Genomic DNA, 16,171 nt, shown 5'->3' on the forward strand with positions numbered 1-16,171 from the left:
CAAGCTCGCTCCTACAGGATGTAGCAGATACAAAAGGCCGCGATCATCGCGGCCTTTTTGTGTCCGGCTTACGAGCCAGTGGCAGGTTGAGTCGGATCCTTCATTCCACCGTCATCAAACAGGTTCAGCTTCTGCCGCAGCTCATGGGCCGGCAACGGCTCCTGCTCGGGCGGCAGTGCGTTCGGGTCTGCCGGCACTTCGCCCGGCGCACCGTCACCCGGGGTCGGTACCGGCGTCGTGACGGGCGGGTCACCTTCAATCGCACGCTGGGCCTTTTTGGTCAGCACGACGATATCAATGCGTCGGTTGATCGGGTTGAACGGGTCCTTCGGATCAAACAGCTGCGAGGAAGCAAACCCCACCACCCGTGCCACTTGCGGGTCCGGATAGCTACCCGCGACCAGTGCACGACGCGCGGCATTGGCCCGGTTGGCCGAGAGCTCCCAGTTACCGAAGTCGCCCTGCCCTGCATATGGCTTGGCGTCGGTGTGGCCACTGATGCTGATCTTGTTCGGCACGGCCTTGATGGTGTCGGCCATGGCCAGCAGGATGTCTTCAAAGTACGGCTTCAACCGCGCGCTGCCAGAGTCGAACATCGGCCGGTTGGCGGCGTCCGTGATCTGGATACGCAAGCCATCTGGCGTGATTTCGAAGGAAATCTGGTCCTTGAACTTCAGCAGTTGCGGGTTTTCCTCAACCTTGGTTTGCAGCTCTTGCAGCAACAGCTCGAGGCGTTCCTGCTCAACCTGATCAGCCATGGCCTCGACGGTATCGCGCTCGATCGGAATTTTTTCCTGAGGCGAGTCGGTCTTGATTTCAGGATTGATGGTGCGCTCGGGCGCCAGTTGCGGCGAACCACCGAGGTCGATCACAAAAGGCGTGCCGCTCTCGGAGAAACCGATGGGGTCCTTGAAGTAACCGGCGATGGCGATCTTCTGTTCCGGCGTGGCGGTGGACATCAGCCACAGCACCAGGAAGAACGCCATCATCGCCGTCGCAAAGTCGGCGAAGGCGATTTTCCAGGCGCCGCCATGGTGCCCCGCAGCGAAGCGCTTGACGCGCTTGATGATGATCGGCTGGTTGTTTTCCATGGCTTAGCGACCGCGAACCGCTTGTTCCAGCTCAGCGAAGCTTGGACGGTGCTTCGGATACAGAACCTTGCGCCCGAACTCCACCGCCAGCGAAGGCGGCATGCCGGAAGCCGAAGCCACCAGGCACGCCTTGATCGCTTCGTACAGATTCACTTCTTCCTTGGCATCGTGGGCCAGGGAAGTGGCCAGCGGGCCGAAGAAACCATAGGCCGCGAGAATACCGAAGAAGGTACCCACAAGTGCCGCACCCACGTGCATGCCGATGGCCTTCTGGTCGCCTTCGCCGAGGGAGGCCATGGTCACCACGATCCCGAGAACCGCCGCAACAATACCGAAACCGGGCATGCCATCGGCGATGCCGGTCACGGCGTGGGAAGGGTGTTCCAGCTCTTCCTTGAGGCTGAACAGTTCCATGTCGAACAGGCCTTCCAGCTCATGGGGCGCCATGTTGCCGGACGACATGATGCGCAGGTAATCGCAGATGTAGGCGGTCATGCGCTCGTCTTTGAGCACCGCCGGGTACTTGGCGAAAATCGGGCTCGCCGAAGCGTCCTCGATGTCGCCTTCGATGGCCATCATGCCTTCGCGGCGGCTCTTGTTGAGGATCTCGTAGATCAACCCCAGCACTTCCAGGTAGAAGGTGTGGGAGAAGCGCGAGCTGAACATGCCCAGCGACTTCTTGATCACGTGCATGGTCATGTAGCCAGGGTTGGCTTGCAGGAATGCACCGAACGCCGCACCGCCGATAATCAGCACTTCGAAGGGCTGGATCAGCGCCGCAATCTTGCCGTGGGAAAGGACGTATCCGCCGAGCACGCTCGCGATGACGACGATGATGCCGATAATTTTAGCCATAGGGGATGAGTACTTGCGCCGTCGGGTTCAGGGTCATATTCGCAAGAGTTGAAAACTCTTGTTCTACTTATCGGCAAATCTGCGCCAGACTATAGCTCGTTATGGCGAAAAACCAGTTCGGCCCGTCCCGGGCGTGTTGACCGCAAGTGATGATCGCGCCCCAATCATGGCAAATGAAACGACAGTCCCACCTCAAAAACCCACGACGCTGGCCGCTTGGATAAAGCGTCTGGACGATGTGCTCTTGCCTGTTCCACAGGCGAGCCACGACCGGGTCTGCAAGGCCATCGGCGACAACCGTAGTTCGTTGCGCGATATTGCGGAGCTGATGCAGAACAGCCCGGCACTGGTCCTCAGCGTGATGCGCGAGGCGAATAACCAGGCCCACGGCAGCCTGGCGGAACCGGCGGAAAACCTCGAAGTGGCGATCAATCGCCTCGGCCTCAAACGCACCGAGGAACTGCTGTCGCGCTTGCCTTCAGTGCCACTGAATGAAATCCCCGTGGCCCTGCGCCAATTGCAGATGATCAGCCAGCACGCCTCGCAACAAGCCAGCGGGCTCTTCGCCAGCCGCCTGGCGCGGCTGTGGCAGGACATCCACTGGGGCAGCCTGCTGTTTCTTTCGCCGCTGTGGCCGATGGCGATTGCGTACCCCAAGCTGTTGGAAGAATGGGAGCTGCGGGTGATTCACAAGGGCGAATCGGCCCGCACAGTCGAACAGGAGTTATTCGGCGTACGCCTGCTGGACCTGTGCCTGGGATTGACCGAGGCCTGGCGCCTGCCGATATGGGTGTCCCAGGGTTATACGTTGCTGCTGAAGGAACGGCGTTTGCTGGCCAAGGCGCTGCGCATCGCCCGCGAAGACGAGCCGTTGCGCCAACAGCAGTTGCTGGATGCCGACCCGAACCTGCGCCGCTGGCTGAATCAGCCGGCGAATACCGTGCTGTTGGCCAACGGCCTGGCGCTGGCGGCGCAGGAGTCGTGGACCTGCCCGCACACCCAACGCTGGCAATACCTGACCGCGCTTTACCTGCAACAACCGCTGGCCGAGGTGCAACAACAGTCTCACCAACACGCGGCGATCAGTGCCCGCAACACCCTCATGCGCGACCTGTGGCACCCGGCGTTGTCGTTGATCTGGCCCTGGGATGTGCAGCGCGTTCACCACGGGTTGCTGCCGGCACCGCCGCCCACTGCCGAATCCCTGGCGATCTGGCGCAAGCGCTGCACCGAATTGCTGGTAGAGCCGAGCCGCTTTGCCAACGCCATGCACCTGACCACCTGCGCCAAGGAAGCCCTCGTGGCCTGCGGCATGCAACGTGTGATGTTGCTGATGGCGGACAAGACCCTGAGCGCCTTGCGGGTGCATCAAGTCGACGGCCTGCCCAAGGACGCCGACCACCTGAGCCTCGACGCGACACAAAGTACCCTGCTGCAACGCCTGCTGGCCAAGTCCGCCCAGGTGCGCCTCAACCCCGACAACCATGCTCAGTTCTCGGCACTCCTGCCTGCGCAACTGCGCCGCCTGTTCAAGGGCGAACATCTGCTGCTGCGCTCCCTGAGTTGCAATGGCCGGGTGGTGATGCTGATGGTGGCCGACCAGGGCGGCGGGCCGTTCTCGGAAACCACCGTGCAGGCCTTCGGCAAAACTGCCCAATGCATCGAAAAGGCCCTGCACAGCTTTACCAACCGCAGCGCCTGAAGCTTGCGCTACAATCGCCCTCCTTTAGCGCCCAATTTTTATGCCCAGGAGACCTCACATGCCTGACTTCTCTGGCTTGCCGCTGGTTATCGAGGCCAGCGACCTGCTCGGTCGCCTTGATGCAGAACACCTGATTCTGGTGGACCTCACCAGCGCCGCGCGTTACGCCGAAGGGCATATCCCCGGCGCACGCTTTGTCGACCCCAAGCGCACCCAACTGGGACAGGCGCCAGCGCCGGGCCTGCTGCCGGGCAAGGCTGATCTGGAAAAGCTGTTCGGCGAACTGGGCCACACCCCGGATGCCACCTACGTGGTGTACGACGACGAAGGCGGCGGCTGGGCCGGGCGATTCATCTGGATGCTCGACGTCATCGGCCACAAGAAATACCACTACCTCGACGGCGGCCTGCTGGCGTGGCTGGAAGAAAAACACCCCGTGTCCACCGAGGTACCGGCCAGCGCCGGCGGCCCGGTCAGCCTGACGTTGCATGAAGAACCCACCGCCACCCGCGAGTACCTGCAAAGCCGCCTCGGCGCTGCCGACCTGGGCATCTGGGATGCTCGCGGCCCGCTGGAATACTCCGGGGAGAAAGTCCTCGCGGCCAAGGGTGGACACATCCCGGGCGCGGTGAACTTCGAATGGACCGCCGGCATGGACAAGGCCCGCCAACTGCGCATCCGCCGCGACATGCCGCAGATCCTCGAAGACCTAGGGCTGACCAAGGACAAAGAAATCATCACCCACTGCCAGACTCACCACCGTTCTGGCTTCACCTACCTGGTGGCCAAGGCGCTCGGTTATCCGCGAGTCAAAGGTTATGCCGGTTCCTGGGGCGAATGGGGCAACCACCCCGACACCCCCGTTGAGATTTAAGGTTTAAGGACAGTTAATGAAAAAGCAGTTGTTCATCCTCAGCCAGTACTTGCTGCCCCATCACCTGCTGTCGCGTCTGGCCGGCTGCATTGCCGAATGCCGCGTGCGCTGGTTCAAGAATGCGTTCACCACGTGGTTCGCCAAGCGCTATCAAGTGGACATGTCCCAGGCCCTGGTTGAAGACGTGACCGCTTACGAGCACTTCAACGCCTTCTTCACCCGCGCCCTGAAAGACGGCGCACGCCCGCTGGATCAAACTCCAGGTGCGGTGTTGAGCCCGGCCGATGGCGCCGTCAGCCAGTTGGGCCCGATTGAACATGGTCGGGTGTTCCAGGCCAAGGGCCACAGCTTCAGCGTGCTGGAATTGCTCGGTGGCGATTCGGCGGTGGCTGCGCCATTCATGGGCGGTGATTTCGCCACGGTCTACCTGTCGCCGAAGGACTACCACCGGGTGCACATGCCACTGGCCGGCACCCTGCGGGAAATGGTCTACATCCCTGGCCGCATCTTCTCGGTGAACCAGACCACCGCCGAAAACGTGCCAGAGCTGTTTGCACGTAACGAGCGTGTTGCCTGCATTTTCGACACCGAACGTGGCCCGATGGCTGTGGTGTTGGTGGGTGCAATGATCGTGGCGTCGATTGAAACCGTATGGGCCGGCCTGGTTACACCGCCGAAGCGCGAACTGAAAACCTTCCGCTACGACGAAGCTGCACGCGGGCCGATCCATCTGGAAAAAGGCGCGGAGCTGGGACGCTTCAAGTTGGGTTCGACGGCAATCGTGCTGTTTGGGCCGGACCAGGTGACATGGTCGGCAGAAATGCGCGCGGGGACGCCGGTGCAGATGGGCCAGGGCATGGGTTTACCGAAAGCCTGACCTAACGAGCATTCCCACGCTCCGCGTGGGAATGCATCCCGGGACGCTCCGCGTCCCAACCTCAAAATCGGACGCGGAGCGTCCAGGGCGGCGTTCCCACGCAGAGCGTGGGAACGATCTTCAGAGCTGACCGTCGCGGTCGCGGAAGCCCAACAGGTACAACACGCCATCCAGCCCCAAGGTTGAAATCGCCTGTTTGGCCGATTGCTTGACCAGCGGCTTGGCACGAAACGCCACACCCAACCCGGCAATCGCCAGCATCGGCAAGTCATTCGCCCCGTCGCCGACCGCAATGGTCTGCTCCAGACGCAATCCTTCCTTGTGTGCCAATTCCCGCAGCAAGTCAGCTTTACGCTGTGCGTCGACAATCGGCTCCACCGCCACGCCCGTCACCTTGCCGTCCACCACTTCCAGCTCGTTGGCGAACACATAGTCGATACCCAGCTTGACCTGCAATTGCTTGGCAAAGTAGGTGAAGCCGCCGGACAGAATCGCAGTCTTGTAGCCCAGGCGCTTGAGTTCGGCGAACAGGGTTTCGGCGCCTTCGGTCAGTCGCAGGGAAGCACCGATGGAGTCCAGCACACTCACATCCAGGCCCTTGAGCAGCGCCAGGCGCTCCTTGAAGCTGGCACGGAAATCCAGCTCACCGGCCATGGCGCGCTCGGTGATTTCCGAGACTTGCTCACCGACACCGGCAGCCTTGGCCAACTCGTCGATGACTTCGGCTTCGATCAGCGTCGAATCCATGTCGAACACCGCCAGGCGGCGATTGCGACGGAACAGCGAATCTTCCTGGAAGGCGATATCGACATTCAGCTCCTGGGCAACGCTCAGGAATTCGGCACGCAGGGCCTGAGGATCTGCCGGCTCACCGCGTACGGAGAACTCAATGCAGCCCTTGCCCTTGTCCGCTGGCGTGTCCAATGGCATGCGACCCGACAGACGGTCAATATGGTCGATATTCAAACCATACTGAGCCGTGATCGAACTGACACGCTGCAATTGCTCGGCCGTCACCTTGCGGGTCAACAGCGTCACGATATGGCGTTTTTTGCCCTGGCCGGCCACCCAGCTCTGGTAATCCTCTTCGGACACCGGGGTGAAACGCACCTGTTGATCGAGCTTATACGCCGTAAACAGGATGTCCTTGAGCACGGACGAGGCTTGCTCGGTGCTGGGAATTTCCACCAGGATGCCGAACGACAGCGTGTCGTGAATCACCGCCTGGCCGATGTCGAGAATGTTCACACCACCCTGGGCCAGAACACCGGTAATGGCTGCGGTGAGACCCGGACGGTCTTCACCTGTGATGTTAATCAGGACAATTTCGCGCAAAGCGCACCCCCGAGCTGGAAAAAAACCGCATTCTACCCACTTTCAGTGACCATCGGGCACAGCCAGCGCTTTGCCGGTCTTGGGCCTGTCGCTATACTGCGCGTCAACTTCACGGACTAAAGAGCCGAGCTTAAGTGAACCGGCCCACGCCAGTAAAAACCGATAACTTCTTCCTGCTGATCTTCCGGGCACTGCGCCACCGCCGTGTACCGATCGCATTACGCATCGCCAGCCATAACGTGATCCTGGTCGCTCTGGCCCTGGTCATCTACGCCTGCGTGATGGGTTTGCAATTCAAGCAGGCCATGCATGAGCAAGCCGACGCCCTCGGCGAGAGCCTGACCACCCAGACCGCCACCTCGGCGACTGAGTTGTTGGTGTCCAACGACATCCTCAGCCTCAACGTGCTGCTCAACAACCTGACCAAGAACCCGCTGGTGGCCCACGCCGCTATCTATAGCGTGGACAACCGGATCATGGCCGAAGCCGGGCAACGCCCGAAAAACGGCCTGCTGGGTGAAGCCGAAGGCCTGTACCAGAGCAATATCACGTTTCAGGACGTGAAGGCCGGCCAACTGCGCATCAGCCTGGACATGCAACAGTTCCAGCAGCCGATGACCATCAGCCTGCAAAGCATGGGTATCTTGAGTGCGATCCTGCTGGCCCTGTCCCTGGCCTTGAGCCTGCGCCTGGGCCGGCATATCTCCACGCCACTGATGCAACTGCGCATCTGGCTGCGGGATATCGACGAGCACACACCGGCCACCGACCGCCAGGACGAAATCGGCGACCTCGCCCGCCAACTGCACACCAGCTTCGCGCCGGAGCCCGTGGTGCCCGAGGTTGAACCCGAGCCCGAGTTCGACGACACCGAGTACGAAGACGACGAGCCCGAGTTTGAAGTGCGCAACCTGCGCGACCCAAGCTTCGACGAGTCCGCGCCGGTGGCCGGTCTCAAGCCGGCAGCCCGTCAGGTGATCAAGGCCGAAGAAGACGAACTGGACGAAGAAGACCCGTTCGCCGATCTTCGCGACAACTCAGCGCCAACGACCACCGTGCCGCAACCGGCACCTGTGCGCAGCACCCAGCCCCAGCACAGCGCCGTATTGGCCGTGCAGTTGGGCGCACAGGACCAACTGCGCCGCTTGCCGCGGGCACGCCTGACGGAGTTGCTGGAGCGCTATCGTGATTGCCTCGACCAGGCTGCCTCGCTGTATCAGAGCGAGTTGCACACCCTGAACGATGGCAGCACGTTGATGCTGTTCCACAGCGAAGACAGCGGCGAAGACTACCTGACCAACGCCATCTGCTGCGGTGAGCTGCTGCGGGCCCTGGGCCATGCGCTGCAGATCGAAGTGGCCGACAGCGGCATCACCTTGCAGCTGCAATTGGGCCTGACGGTGGGTGACGATCTGTATGGCATGAGCCAGATTGATCTGCTGCTGACCGAGATTGCCCAGGACGCCCTGGCCTTGTCGCAACACAGCCGCAACCTGCTGCTGGTGGAACGCAAGATCAGTGACGACATGCTGATTCGCCAGCGTGCGCGGATCCGCCCGATTGCCAGCCCTGAGGGTGCGTGCTGTGTGGAGCGGTTGATGGAGCCTTACCCGTCGATGCTTGAGCGCCAGCTGGCGCGGATGCATGAGACGCGGGCGAAGAACTAACCCTAAGCCATAAAAAAGCCCGCCAATGATCACTCATTGGCGGGCTTTTTATTGGCTCTCTGTAGGAGCGAGCTTGCTCCGGGCGGCGTACTGGTAAAACGTGTCGCTCTTGTGTTTTTCGCGAGCAAGCTCGCTCCTACAGGGGGGCCTTTTCGTTGGTATGCCAGGTCAGAACCTGAACACTTCCATATCCGTACGAATCGGCACGGCCATCGGCATCTTCGGCTTCTCCGGTGCCGCAGCCTTGGGCTGCGCCGGGGCCTGTTTGCGTGGCGCCTCTGCAACCGCCGGCTGATTGGCCAATGGCTTGAGAGCGATGGACAGCTGCTCAGCCAAATGCTGCAGCAACACACCCTGGGCCTGGACCTGGGACGCGGTGCTGCCGGCGTGTTCTTCCTGCAAGTGCACGATGCGGTTATCCCGCACCTGGCCGCGGCGGTCGATCAAGCGCCACTGCGCGTCGAGGATAGCGGGCTGCGAAACGCCCGAGTCCAGCCGCGTAATGGTCAGCAGCACCTGTACGTCCGGGGCAAAACCCAACGGCGCCGGCGCCAATACCACACGCTGGCTGTCCAGATGGCCTGCCACCTGGCGCAACATCAACTGATTGATGTCGGACGACAGGCTACCGGCCCAGCGACCATCGGTGGAACCTTGCAGGCTGCCGTCGTTCTGACGTTGCAGCAGGGTTTCACGTTGCAGGTAGTCGGCCACCACAACCGGGCCAAGCAATACGGCCATGCCGGCACTTTGTGCAGGCTGAGCCGGACTTCCACTGTCCAGCTGATACAGCGACACAGGTTGATGTGTGCTGCAACCCGCCAGGCCCAAAACGCCAGCGAGCAACAAAAATAAAGGAAGGCGCGGAGCAGTCATCATCCCATCCAGGTGGCTGCCACAAGGCGAACCACAATGTAATACTTAAAAATAACCTATACGCGCTCAGCCACGCCGGCGCTGGAAAGGCCATATCATCCGTGAATATGCGCCATGACTCCAGCGCGAAAGCGTCGATCTACGGGTTAAATCGTAGATCGGGCTCTCTATATCGCGTTAAACCGGTGTTTCCACCAGTAAAGCATCCACTCGCTGGAAGCCGCGCGGCAGTTTATTGCCACGACGCCCTCGCTCTCCCTTGTAGTGTTCGAGGTCGTCAGGGCGCAGTGACAACGTGCGCTTGCCGGCCTGCAACACCAGGGTCGAGCCTTCCGGGATCACTGCGATGTCGGTCACGTACTCTTCGCGACTGGCCACCCGCTCCCCGGGGATACCAATGATCTTGTTGCCCTTGCCTTTGCCCAACTGCGGCAAATCGCTGATCTTGAACACCAGCAGGCGCCCTTCGGTGGTCACCGATGCCAGCCAATTGCCTTCACGGTCTTCCACCGGACGCGGCAGGATCACCTTGGCGTTGTTCGGCAGGCTCAACAACGCCTTGCCCGCCTTGTTCTTGGCCTGCAGGTCTTCACCCTTGACCACGAAGCCGTAACCCGCATCGGAGGCGATGACGTAAAGCGAATCATCGTCCGGCAGCAGCACGCACTCAAAATTCGCACCCGGCGGCGGTGTCAGGCGCCCGGTCAACGGTTCACCCTGCCCCCGCGCCGACGGCAACGTATGCGCCGGCACCGAATAACTGCGACCGGTGGAGTCGATAAACACCGCAAACTGGTTGGAACGCCCCGCTGCAGCAGTTTTGAAACCGTCACCAGCCTTGTACGACAGGCCGGTGGCGTCAATATCATGCCCCTTGGCCGAGCGAACCCAACCCTTTTCCGACAGAACGACGGTAATTTTCTCGTTAGGCAGCAGCTCGGTTTCAGTCAGGGCCTTGGCTTCAGCGCGCTCGACAATCGGCGAACGGCGGTCGTCGCCATAGGTTTCGGCGTCTTTGATCAGCTCGGTGCGCACCAGCTTCTTCAGCTTGGCTTCGCTACCCAGCAGGGCCTGGAGCTTGGCTTGTTCCTTGAGCAGCGCGTCCTGTTCGTCGCGCAGCTTCATCTCTTCCAGCCGCGCCAACTGACGCAGACGAGTGTCGAGGATGTAGTCAGCCTGGATCTCGCTGAGTTCGAAGCGCGCGATCAGCTCGGCCTTCGGGTGTTCGGCGGTACGGATGATGTGGATCACTTCATCCAGGTTGAGATAGGCAATCAACAAACCGTCCAACAGGTGCAGGCGGCGCTCGACCTTGTCCAGGCGGAATTGCAGGCGGCGACGCACGGTCTGTACCCGGAACTCCAGCCATTCCACCAGCAATGCCCGCAGGTTTTTCAACTGCGGCTTGCCGTCCAGGCCGATGATATTGACGTTGACCCGGTAGCTGGACTCCAGCTCCGTGCTGGCGAACAAGTGCTGCATCAGCACTTCGTGGTCGACCCGGCTGTTGGTCGGGATGATCACGATGCGGCACGGGTTCTCGTGGTCGGACTCGTCACGCAGGTCGGCGACTTGCGGCAGCTTCGACGGCTTGGCCTGCATCATCGCGGCAATCTGCTCCAGCACCTTGGCGCCGGACACTTGGTGCGGCAGCGCGGTGACGATGATGTCGCCATCTTCGATGTGGTACACGGCGCGCATGCGCACCGAGCCTTTACCGGTCTGGTAGATTTTCAGCAGATCGGCTCGAGGCGTGATGATTTCCGCTTCGGTCGGGTAGTCCGGGCCCTGGATATGTTCGCAGAGCTGCTCGACCGTAGCCTTCGGCTCATCCAGCAGGCGCACACAGGCGCTGGCCACTTCCCGCAGGTTGTGGGGCGGCACGTCAGTGGCCATGCCCACGGCGATGCCGGTGGTGCCATTGAGCAGGATGTTCGGCAAACGTGCCGGCAACACCAACGGTTCGTCGAGGGTGCCGTCAAAGTTCGGGCCCCAGTTGGCCGTGCCCTGGCCCAGTTCGCTGAGCAGCACTTCCGAATACCGCGACAAGCGCGCTTCGGTGTAACGCATGGCGGCGAAGGACTTGGGATCATCCGGCGCACCCCAGTTACCCTGGCCGTCCACCAGCGTATAGCGGTAACTGAACGGCTGGGCCATCAGCACCATGGCTTCGTAGCACGCCGAGTCGCCGTGGGGGTGGAACTTACCGAGCACGTCACCGACGGTACGCGCCGACTTCTTGTGCTTGGAGTCCGCGTCCAGGCCCAACTCACTCATCGCATAGATAATGCGCCGCTGTACGGGCTTCAGGCCGTCGCCGATATGCGGCAAGGCACGGTCCATGATCACGTACATGGAGTAGTTGAGGTAGGCACTTTCGGTGAAGTCAGCCAGCGACCGGCGTTCTACGCCGTCTAAGCTGTCTGCAAGGATGTCACTCATGCGGGCCTCATCATTGTTTGGTCTGGCGCAGCAGCAAGGTGCCGCTGCGCTGGGTAAATTCAAGTTGTTTCAATGCACTCATGCCCAGCAATACCTGTTCATCGCCCAAACCCGGTACCACGATGGCGCGCACGTCCTGAAGGACGATATCGCCCAGTTGCAGGCGGCCCAGCTCGGTCCGGAAGCCCTGGGTTCGCCCGTTGGCCGTACTCACGCCAACCGGCATGCCGCGTTTAAGCCCGAGACGGTCGGCCAATTCGGCCGGAACCGCCACGTCGGTGGCCCCGGTGTCGAGCATGAACTGCACCGGCTGGCCGTTGATCTGGCCAGTGGCGACAAAATGCCCTTGGCCGTTGCCCAGCAATTTTACTTCGACATAACCCTCGTGTTGCTCCGAGGTCACCACGGCATTGGGATTTTCCTGTCGCGCTTCCCACTGTCCAAAAAATCGTGTCGCCAAAAACAGGCCGGCGCCCCACGCGACGAACATCAACACCCGGCCGGCGCGCTTGCCCGGTGGTTGCACACTCATGGCTTGGCGCTCCAGCCACCCGCAGGGGCGGCGAAACGATAGACCACCGGCCGCTTTTCGCCATCGGCGCGGGCGCCGAAGTTATTGTCGATGCCGATCCAGGCACCGTCAGCGTCCACCACCAAGGCTTCGGCCAATCCATAGGCCTGGGCATAACGCCGATTCGGCGTCAGCGCTTCATCGGCAAACGACCAGCACAACTCCACCTGGGCCGTGACCGCATCCCGGCGACACACCTGAAACGCATTGCGCTCCAGGGTAAACAGCTTGCCATTGAACAGCGCCAAATCTGCAAAGTCCTTGGACACCGCCTTGGCGCCCGGGAACTGCGCCGGCTGCATCTCCTGGCCGGCCTCGCTCAGCAACACACAAGGGCCATCACAATCCCAAAGGGTTTGCGGGCGCTTGATGGAGATCAGCCCGCGCCGCTCACGCTCTGCCGCGAGCCAGATTTGATTGCCTTCCGGGTTAACCACGATGCCTTCAAACAACGCATTGAAGTGCAGCAACATGCCACTGGCCCGAGCTTCGCGAACCATGCCCGGGGCGATCTTCAGCCACTCCGTATCACCGTGTTCTGCGGAGAAAGGCACCCTGAGAACCGCCGCGTGAGCCTCACTGACGATGTAACGGTTGCCCGCCGCATCGCAGCTGATGCCTTCAAAATCCAGGTCGCCGCCACGAATCAACGCAGCTGCCTTGGTGCGTGAGCGCAGGCCAAAGGGCAAACCCGACTCCGGCACCGGCGGCACGTCAATCCCGTATTTCTCTGCTTTCCAGACATCACCAGCGGTATCGAGCCGGTAGATCTGGTCGTCATCGCGATCGGAGACTGTCCACAATTCGTTACCGCATAAGGCCAGGCCCGACAGGTTACCGCCGCGCATGCCTTCCACCGGGTGTTCCGACAACAGCTTCAGCTCAGCCACAGGCGCCGCGACCACCGAGGTGGCCGCCAACCCGCTCAACAACAGAATCGCCAGGGCGAAACTGCTGCGCATCAGCCCACAACCTCGGCCAAGTGGCCCTTGGACTCCAGCCAGCTCTTGCGATCCGGTGCACGCTTCTTCGCCAGCAACATGTCCATCATTTCAGAAGTGGCGGCGAAATCTTCCAGGGTCAATTGCACCAGGCGCCGGGTGTTCGGGTCCATGGTGGTTTCTCGCAGTTGCGGCGGATTCATCTCACCCAGACCTTTGAATCGGGTGACCTGAGGCTTGCCACGCTTCTTCTCCGCCACCAGGCGGTCGAGAATGCCATCACGCTCGGCTTCGTCCAGGGCGTAAAAAATCTCTTTGCCCAGGTCGATGCGGAACAGCGGCGGCATGGCGACGTAGACGTGACCGGCATCCACCAACGGGCGGAAATGCTGGACGAACAACGCGCAAAGCAAAGTCGCAATGTGCAGGCCGTCGGAGTCGGCGTCGGCGAGGATGCAGATCTTGCCGTAGCGCAGTTGGGCGATATCGGCCGAGCCCGGATCGACACCGATGGCGACGGCGATGTTGTGCACTTCCTGGCTGGCCAGCACTTCGCTGCCATCGACTTCCCAGGTGTTAAGAATCTTGCCGCGCAGGGGCAGGATCGCCTGGAATTCCTTATCCCGCGCTTGCTTGGCGGAACCGCCGGCGGAATCACCTTCTACCAGGAACAGCTCGGAACGCATCGGGTCTTGCCCGGCGCAGTCCGCCAGCTTGCCCGGCAGTGCCGGGCCCTGGGTAATGCGCTTGCGTTCGACTTTCTTGCTGGCCTTCAGGCGGCGGCCGGCGTTGTTGATCGCCAGCTCTGCCAGGGCCAGGCCCAATTCAGGGTGTTCGTTGAGCCACAGGCTGAAAGCGTCCTTGACCACACCAGAGACAAACGCTGCAGCCTCACGGGACGACAGGCGTTCCTTGGTCTGGCCGGAGAATTGCGGCTCCTGCATCTTCATCGACAGGACGAACGCGATCCGCTCCCAGACGTCTTCCGGCGCCAGCTTCACACCCCGTGGCAACAGGCTGCGGTATTCGCAGAATTCGCGCATGGCATCCAGCAAGCCCTGACGCAAACCGTTGACGTGGGTACCGCCCTGGGCGGTCGGGATCAGGTTGACGTAGCTTTCCTGAACGCTGTCGCCACCTTCCGGCAGCCACAGTAAGGCCCAATCCACGGCTTCTTTATTACCGGCCAGGCTGCCGCAGAACGGCTCGTTGGGCAGGCGTTCGAATTCGCTGACGGAGTCTTCCAGGTAGGAGCGCAGGCCGTCTTCGTAATGCCACTCGACCTTTTCGCCAGTGCCTTTGTCTTCAAAGCTGACCAATAGGCCCGGGCACAGAACGGCCTTGGCCTTGAGCACGTGCTTGAGGCGGCTGATGGAGAACTTGGGCGAATCGAAATATTTCGGGTCCGGCGCGAAATACACGCTGGTGCCGGTGTTGCGCTTGCCGACGGTACCGATCACTTCCAGGTCGGTGGCCTTGTAGCCATCGGCGAAGGTCATCTGGTACTCATTGCCGTCGCGCTTGACCTTGACCCGCACGTGGTTCGACAAGGCGTTGACCACGGAGATACCCACACCGTGCAAGCCACCGGAGAACTGGTAGTTCTTGTTGGAGAACTTGCCGCCGGCGTGCAGCTTGGTGAGGATCAGCTCGACGCCCGACACACCCTCTTCCGGGTGAATGTCCACCGGCATGCCGCGACCATCGTCGGACACTTCCAGGGAATGGTCGGCGTGAAGGATGACTTGTACCGACTTGGCGTGCCCGGCCAAGGCTTCGTCGACGCTGTTGTCGATGACTTCCTGGGCAAGGTGGTTCGGCCGACTGGTGTCGGTGTACATACCGGGGCGTTTGCGCACCGGGTCGAGGCCCGAGAGGACTTCGATGGCGTCGGCGTTATAAGAGCTAGCGCTGGGAGTGGCCATGGGGTCTCGTCGTGAGTCGTTCGATTAAAAAGTAACCTGCGGTTTCACAATGCGGTGAAATCGAAGGATTGGTACTGATCTGCGCCAATGCCGGCAAAACTCAACAGCGCCGGTAACTGCTGGGCGAAGCCTTGGTAACCGTGGTCGCCACCGGCCTGGATGCGCAAGGCACAGGCTCGGTAATACTGCTGGGCGAGCCGATAATCCAGTGTTTCATCGCCGGTCTGCAACCACACCTGATAACGCTGGGCGTCCTGGGGTGCCGGCACTTCCAGCTCGGCCAGGGCCGCAACGTGGTCGTGGGTCAATTCCCAGGTTTCATCGGTGTAGAGGTTCTTCTGGGTGCCCAGGTATCCGTCGAACATCCGATGAGGGCTGACTGCCGGGTTGACCAGCAAGGCGTTGAGGCCATGGCGTTCGGCAAGATGGGTTGCATAGTAGCCGCCGAGGGAGCTGCCTACCAGCAGTGGCCTTCCGAGGTCACGGATAGCCGCCTCCAACTGGGGGATCGCCTGGCGGGGGTGATGATGCAGGGCCGGCACGCGCAACTGGTCGGCCAGACCGAGGCTGTCCATCACGGTGATCAACTGGCTGGCCTTGTTGGAGGCAGGAGCGCTGTTGAAGCCGTGGATATACAAGATCGATGCGGACATTCCGGGTCCTCTGGGGGGCGGCTTAAAGAGGGGGCAGTTTACAGGGAACTTGGGGGCTAGGCTCTAGCGGGGTTTCTGGGTGTATATCCGTTATTTTTGTAACGGCGACTATTGGTTCCGCTCTTACAGCGGCTCACTTTTGAACAGCGCAAAAGTAAGCAAAACGCTCTTGCCCCACCACTCGGCACCTCGCTAATGCTCGGTGTGCCCTCACTCCGGCTTTGGACCGTGGGCCGCCGCGATGGGCCATCCTTGGCCCAGCGCGGCTAACCCGGCGTCCTGCCGGGTTACCCACGCTCCAAAGCCTGCGTTCGGCCAGCGTGGTTTAACGGGGCGCCTAAGATCAAGATCAAAAGCAGATC

Annotated in this window: 13 protein-coding genes; 4 read left to right on the forward strand and 9 right to left on the reverse strand. The window is 61.3% G+C overall.

Annotation, left to right across the window (positions count from 1 at the left end):
- Positions 1 to 68 precede the first annotated feature (68 nt).
- Together motB and motA are read right to left on the reverse strand one after the other, a co-directional pair.
- Positions 69 to 1,091 (reverse strand): flagellar motor protein MotB, encoded by a 1,023-nt coding sequence (motB, locus tag AU074_RS31715; RefSeq protein ID WP_076018065.1) that lies wholly within the window; start codon positions 1,089 to 1,091, stop codon positions 69 to 71.
- 3 nt (positions 1,092 to 1,094) lie between these two features.
- Entirely contained in the window at positions 1,095 to 1,946 is an 852-nt protein-coding gene (motA, locus tag AU074_RS31720; RefSeq protein WP_076018066.1) for a flagellar motor stator protein MotA, read from the reverse strand.
- A 166-nt stretch (positions 1,947 to 2,112) separates the two neighbouring features.
- Between motA and AU074_RS31725 the strand changes: the two genes are divergently transcribed.
- The 3 genes from AU074_RS31725 to asd are packed head-to-tail and all read left to right on the forward strand — an operon-like array spanning position 2,113 to position 5,399.
- Positions 2,113 to 3,648: an HDOD domain-containing protein gene (locus tag AU074_RS31725; RefSeq protein ID WP_076018067.1), complete on the forward strand. Its 1,536-nt coding sequence runs from the start codon at positions 2,113 to 2,115 to the stop codon at positions 3,646 to 3,648.
- Positions 3,649 to 3,706: 58 nt separating this feature from the next.
- Complete coding sequence (locus AU074_RS31730) at positions 3,707 to 4,522, forward strand: rhodanese-like domain-containing protein (protein WP_076018068.1); 816 nt, start codon at positions 3,707 to 3,709, stop codon at positions 4,520 to 4,522.
- 16 nt (positions 4,523 to 4,538) lie between these two features.
- Positions 4,539 to 5,399: an archaetidylserine decarboxylase gene (asd, locus tag AU074_RS31735; RefSeq protein WP_076018069.1), complete on the forward strand. Its 861-nt coding sequence runs from the start codon at positions 4,539 to 4,541 to the stop codon at positions 5,397 to 5,399.
- 120 nt (positions 5,400 to 5,519) lie between these two features.
- On the opposite strand, the gene serB is transcribed toward asd, so the two are convergent.
- Positions 5,520 to 6,734, reverse strand: a complete 1,215-nt coding sequence (serB, locus tag AU074_RS31740; RefSeq protein ID WP_076018070.1) for a phosphoserine phosphatase SerB — start codon at positions 6,732 to 6,734, stop codon at positions 5,520 to 5,522.
- Between the two features lie 134 nt (positions 6,735 to 6,868).
- Between serB and AU074_RS31745 the strand changes: the two genes are divergently transcribed.
- Entirely contained in the window at positions 6,869 to 8,401 is a 1,533-nt protein-coding gene (locus AU074_RS31745; RefSeq protein ID WP_076018071.1) for an AhpA/YtjB family protein, read from the forward strand.
- Positions 8,402 to 8,569: 168 nt separating this feature from the next.
- Here the strand turns inward: AU074_RS31745 and AU074_RS31750 are convergent, their stop codons facing one another.
- The 6 genes from AU074_RS31750 to AU074_RS31775 all read right to left on the reverse strand — a co-directional run bounded on the left by AU074_RS31750 (position 8,570) and on the right by AU074_RS31775 (position 15,809).
- A complete protein-coding gene (locus tag AU074_RS31750) occupies positions 8,570 to 9,277 on the reverse strand; it encodes a membrane integrity-associated transporter subunit PqiC (protein ID WP_076018072.1) in 708 nt (235 codons plus the stop codon).
- 177 nt (positions 9,278 to 9,454) lie between these two features.
- Complete coding sequence (gene parC, locus AU074_RS31755; protein ID WP_076018073.1) at positions 9,455 to 11,719, reverse strand: DNA topoisomerase IV subunit A; 2,265 nt, start codon at positions 11,717 to 11,719, stop codon at positions 9,455 to 9,457.
- A gap of 10 nt (positions 11,720 to 11,729) precedes the next feature.
- A complete protein-coding gene (locus AU074_RS31760; RefSeq protein WP_076018074.1) occupies positions 11,730 to 12,251 on the reverse strand; it encodes a TIGR02281 family clan AA aspartic protease in 522 nt (173 codons plus the stop codon).
- Positions 12,248 to 13,252, reverse strand: a complete 1,005-nt coding sequence (locus tag AU074_RS31765; RefSeq protein WP_076018075.1) for an esterase-like activity of phytase family protein — start codon at positions 13,250 to 13,252, stop codon at positions 12,248 to 12,250. Before AU074_RS31765 ends, AU074_RS31760 begins: the two co-directional genes overlap by 4 nt.
- Positions 13,252 to 15,156 carry a DNA topoisomerase IV subunit B gene (gene parE, locus AU074_RS31770; RefSeq protein WP_076018076.1) on the reverse strand — a complete coding sequence of 635 codons (1,905 nt, stop codon included), beginning with the start codon at positions 15,154 to 15,156 and terminating at the stop codon, positions 13,252 to 13,254. Before parE ends, AU074_RS31765 begins: the two co-directional genes overlap by 1 nt.
- Positions 15,157 to 15,200: 44 nt before the next feature.
- Positions 15,201 to 15,809 (reverse strand): YqiA/YcfP family alpha/beta fold hydrolase, encoded by a 609-nt coding sequence (locus tag AU074_RS31775; protein WP_076018077.1) that lies wholly within the window; start codon positions 15,807 to 15,809, stop codon positions 15,201 to 15,203.
- Positions 15,810 to 16,171 lie beyond the last annotated feature (362 nt).

Origin of the sequence: Pseudomonas sp. ATCC PTA-122608, assembly GCF_001952855.1 — a bacterium.
In the GTDB taxonomy this organism is placed as follows: domain Bacteria; phylum Pseudomonadota; class Gammaproteobacteria; order Pseudomonadales; family Pseudomonadaceae; genus Aquipseudomonas.

Bases quoted from the DNA above. Each gene is read 5' to 3' on its own strand.
- motB (WP_076018065.1), bottom strand. From the start codon at position 1,091: ATGGAAAACAACCAGCCGATCATCATCAAGCGCGTCAAGCGCTTCGCT.
- motA (WP_076018066.1), bottom strand. From the start codon at position 1,946: ATGGCTAAAATTATCGGCATCATCGTCGTCATCGCGAGCGTGCTCGGC.
- AU074_RS31725 (WP_076018067.1), top strand. From the start codon at position 2,113: ATGGCAAATGAAACGACAGTCCCACCTCAAAAACCCACGACGCTGGCC.
- AU074_RS31730 (WP_076018068.1), top strand. From the start codon at position 3,707: ATGCCTGACTTCTCTGGCTTGCCGCTGGTTATCGAGGCCAGCGACCTG.
- asd (WP_076018069.1), top strand. From the start codon at position 4,539: ATGAAAAAGCAGTTGTTCATCCTCAGCCAGTACTTGCTGCCCCATCAC.
- AU074_RS31750 (WP_076018072.1), bottom strand. From the start codon at position 9,277: ATGACTGCTCCGCGCCTTCCTTTATTTTTGTTGCTCGCTGGCGTTTTG.
- parC (WP_076018073.1), bottom strand. From the start codon at position 11,719: ATGAGTGACATCCTTGCAGACAGCTTAGACGGCGTAGAACGCCGGTCG.
- AU074_RS31760 (WP_076018074.1), bottom strand. From the start codon at position 12,251: ATGAGTGTGCAACCACCGGGCAAGCGCGCCGGCCGGGTGTTGATGTTC.
- AU074_RS31765 (WP_076018075.1), bottom strand. From the start codon at position 13,252: ATGCGCAGCAGTTTCGCCCTGGCGATTCTGTTGTTGAGCGGGTTGGCG.
- parE (WP_076018076.1), bottom strand. From the start codon at position 15,156: ATGGCCACTCCCAGCGCTAGCTCTTATAACGCCGACGCCATCGAAGTC.
- AU074_RS31775 (WP_076018077.1), bottom strand. From the start codon at position 15,809: ATGTCCGCATCGATCTTGTATATCCACGGCTTCAACAGCGCTCCTGCC.